Consider the following 3,061-nt stretch of genomic DNA (forward strand, 5'->3'; position numbering starts at 1 on the left):
CAATCGCCGAGAGGGCTCGGCTCCTACAGGTCCGGAGCCACTGCAGTACACGGTCATCCCGGCCGGAGCGAAGCGAAGATCCGGGATCTCTGCGGTTAGTGCTCTCCACACGCATGAAATCCCGGATAACCGTTCTCCGGTTCCCGCGATGGCGGTCGGCTGGGCGATTTCCAGAAGATGGCCGGTCCACACACGGAGGCTTGATGGGCTGTGCGAGGTGCTATTATCAGTGCTAAAAACGGTACTGGAGTGGATATGGAGAACGTGATTTCGGCGCAGGAGATCAAGCGGCGCGGCATTAGCGCGGTGGATCGGGCGCTGGAGAAGGGGCCGGTGCACGTGATCCAGCGCAATCGTCCGCGTTACGTGATCCTGAGCGAGGAGTCCTACCAGCTTTTGGCGGAGGGCGTCGAAGCCAGGGGGCGGTTGTGGCGTCGGTTGCTGGAGGACGATGCACCGCCGTCGGCTCCGCGAACCCGGGCGGACCTGGACCGCGAACTGCAAGCGGAGCGCGAAGGCTGGTCCGATTGATGCTGGCGTTCCTGGATGCCAGCGCCATCATTTACCTCCTGGAGGGTGATACCCGTACCCGAGAGGCGGTTCGTCAGGTGCTCAGAGAACTGGAGCAGGGTGACGGCCCTCCGGCGCTGGCGGTATCCGCGTTGAGCCGCCTGGAATGCCGCGTGCGCCCACTGCGCGAATCGAACACCCGACTTCTTGAGCAACTGGATGCGTTTCTCGGCGACCCGGGGTTGTCGGTCATCGCGCTGGATACGGCCGTTCTGGACAAGGCCACGGAACTGCGTGCGCACCATGGTCTGCGCACACCCGACGCTATCCAGGCCGCGTCCCTGCTCGTGGTCGACCCGGAAGGCGCCTTCGTGACGGCCGATGGCGATTTTGAAAAGGTCCCGCGCCTGCACGTCCACCGGATTCCACGTTGACGCGCAAACGTACGGACGGCCGCATCCATCCATACCGGGAGGAGCGCAGCCCCCTGCGCGATGCGGCGCTGGATATGCCCCATCGGCCAGAGGGCTGGCCTCCTACAGGTTCGGAGCCACCGCAGCCAGACGATCACCCCGGCCGCAGCGAAGCGAAGAGCGGGGATCTCCAGCGCTGAGCAAACCTCGGACGCTGAAGATCCCGGATAACCGCTCTTCGGTTTCCGCGATGACGGGATGAAGGGGTTCGGCTTGGGGGATGACGACGCAGAGCGGCCCTGCTGCCAGAATGCGCAGTGGCGCTAGGCGTGGGCCCCGGAATTGCGAGCCCCGTCGCCCAGACGTTCGCAGTTGAAACACTACGGGATGGCGGAAGGAGCGGTGGCGACACCGCTATACTAGTGGCTGGGCCGTTCGGCACTGGAGAAAGCGTGATGACCAAGCATTTGACGGCGATTATCGAGCAGGAGGACGGCGGCTATATGTCGCTCTGTCCCGAGGTCGATGTCGCAAGCCAGGGCGCGACCATTGAAGAGGCTCGCGACAACTTGCGAGAAGCGCTGGAGCTGTTCTTCGAGTCGGCCCCGGAAGACGAGCTTCAAGAGCGCCTCCACGGCGAAGTGTTCGTGACCAGCGTTGAGGTCGCCGTTGGGTAAGCTGCGACCGCTTTCGGGCAAGGAGGTGATGGCCATCCTTGCGAGGCACGGCTTCGAGCCCGTTCGGCAACGGGGCAGCCATGTTGCCATGCAGAAAAAAGATGGACCTTCCACCATCACGGTCCCCATACCGGATCATTCGGAACGGCGAAAGGGCACTCTGATGTCGATCATTCGGCAGTCGGGCATTTCTCGTTCCGAGTTTGAATAGGCGGCTATCCCCATCCCGTCTTCCCGGCCGCGGCGAAGCGGAGAGCCGGGATCTCTGGCGCAAGGGCAGGCGGTCGAGTTCGTCCTGGATATGAATAAACCCGTGCCGTACAATTTCACTATCTCTGCCATACGCCCCGAGAGGTGATCGCGTGGAACAGGAAACCACCAAGGTAACCGTACGCCTGCCCAGGCAGGATGTGGAGTTCGCGAAGGCCTACGCCAAAGCACACGGCATGAGCATGACCGAGGTGATTGATCGCCATCTGCGTCGCCTGCGTGCGCTCGAGCGCCATACGCCAAGTGCCGAGCTGGAAGCGATTACCGGCCTGATCCCCGCCGATGTGGATGCCGAGAAGGCCTATCACGACCACCTGCGCGACAAGCATCAATCGTGATCATGCTCGACCTGAACGTCCTGCTGGACGTTCTGCAAAAGCGCGAGCCGCACTACCGAGTGTCGGCGGCCGTGCTGGAACAGGTACTGCACGGCAAAGAAGAAGGCGTAATCAGCGCACATGCGGCGACCACGGTGTACTACCTGGTTGCACGGTATGCAGATCGAACGTCTGCGGACCGGGCATTGAACTGGCTGTTGCTGCATTTACGCGTATGCGCGGTCGGGCGCGCCGAACTCGAACGAGCGCGATCATTTGGTTGGACGGATTTCGAAGATGCCGTGGTAGCAGCCGCCGCCGAGCATGCGGGTTGCGCCTGCATCGTCACACGCAACGTCAAGGATTTCGCCGGTTCGCCTGTGCCCGCGCTGACGCCGCAGGAGTTTCTGCTCCGCTGACCAACGTTGTATGGGCTTTCCCCATACCGAATCGGCTAAGGGATTGGCCTCCAACCGATCTTGGAACCGACCCGTATGTAGGAGCGCAGCCCTCTGCGCGATGGGGCGCTGGATATGCCCGATCGGCCAGAGGGCTGGCGTCCTACGGGGGTATTGCTGTAGGAGCGCAGCCCCCTGCGCGATGGGGTGCAGGATATGCCCCATCGGCCAGGGGGCTGGCCTCCTACAGGCTCGGAGCCACGGTACGTCGAGGGTCACCCCGGCCGTAGCGAAGCGCCGGGATCTCGGGGGGTGGAGGCTGCCCGTACGTGGGAGACCCCGGATAGCCGCTACACGGGTTCCGGGATGCCGAAGCGTAGGGCTTTGTGGTGGCCCGGAGGAACGAGCGCATGGCCGGTGCCGGGGAGATGAGTTCGCTGGCATGGTCGCCAAGTTTGGGTGGCCCACCGTAGTGC

6 protein-coding genes are annotated in these 3,061 nt (G+C 63.3%); all 6 read left to right on the forward strand.

What is annotated here, in order from left to right:
* Positions 1-255: 255 nt before the first annotated feature.
* The 6 genes from ACESLR_RS11525 (at position 256) to ACESLR_RS11550 (ending at position 2,606) form a co-directional block, all read left to right on the forward strand.
* Complete coding sequence (locus ACESLR_RS11525; RefSeq protein ID WP_373054627.1) at positions 256-531, forward strand: type II toxin-antitoxin system Phd/YefM family antitoxin; 276 nt, start codon at positions 256-258, stop codon at positions 529-531.
* Positions 531-944 carry a type II toxin-antitoxin system VapC family toxin gene (locus ACESLR_RS11530; RefSeq protein ID WP_373054628.1) on the forward strand — a complete coding sequence of 138 codons (414 nt, stop codon included), beginning with the start codon at positions 531-533 and terminating at the stop codon, positions 942-944. Before ACESLR_RS11525 ends, ACESLR_RS11530 begins: the two co-directional genes overlap by 1 nt.
* A gap of 434 nt (positions 945-1,378) precedes the next feature.
* Positions 1,379-1,600: a type II toxin-antitoxin system HicB family antitoxin gene (locus tag ACESLR_RS11535; RefSeq protein ID WP_373054629.1), complete on the forward strand. Its 222-nt coding sequence runs from the start codon at positions 1,379-1,381 to the stop codon at positions 1,598-1,600.
* A 28-nt stretch (positions 1,601-1,628) separates the two neighbouring features.
* On the forward strand, positions 1,629-1,811 hold the full coding sequence (locus ACESLR_RS11540; protein WP_373054630.1) for a type II toxin-antitoxin system HicA family toxin: 183 nt from the start codon (positions 1,629-1,631) through the stop codon (positions 1,809-1,811).
* 151 nt (positions 1,812-1,962) lie between these two features.
* A complete protein-coding gene (locus ACESLR_RS11545) occupies positions 1,963-2,208 on the forward strand; it encodes a DUF6364 family protein (protein WP_373054631.1) in 246 nt (81 codons plus the stop codon).
* A complete protein-coding gene (locus ACESLR_RS11550; RefSeq protein ID WP_373054632.1) occupies positions 2,205-2,606 on the forward strand; it encodes a PIN domain-containing protein in 402 nt (133 codons plus the stop codon). Before ACESLR_RS11545 ends, ACESLR_RS11550 begins: the two co-directional genes overlap by 4 nt.
* Positions 2,607-3,061 lie beyond the last annotated feature (455 nt).

The sequence above is a fragment of the Thioalkalivibrio sp. genome, from assembly GCF_041685615.1.
Lineage (GTDB): Bacteria > Pseudomonadota > Gammaproteobacteria > Ectothiorhodospirales > Ectothiorhodospiraceae > Thioalkalivibrio.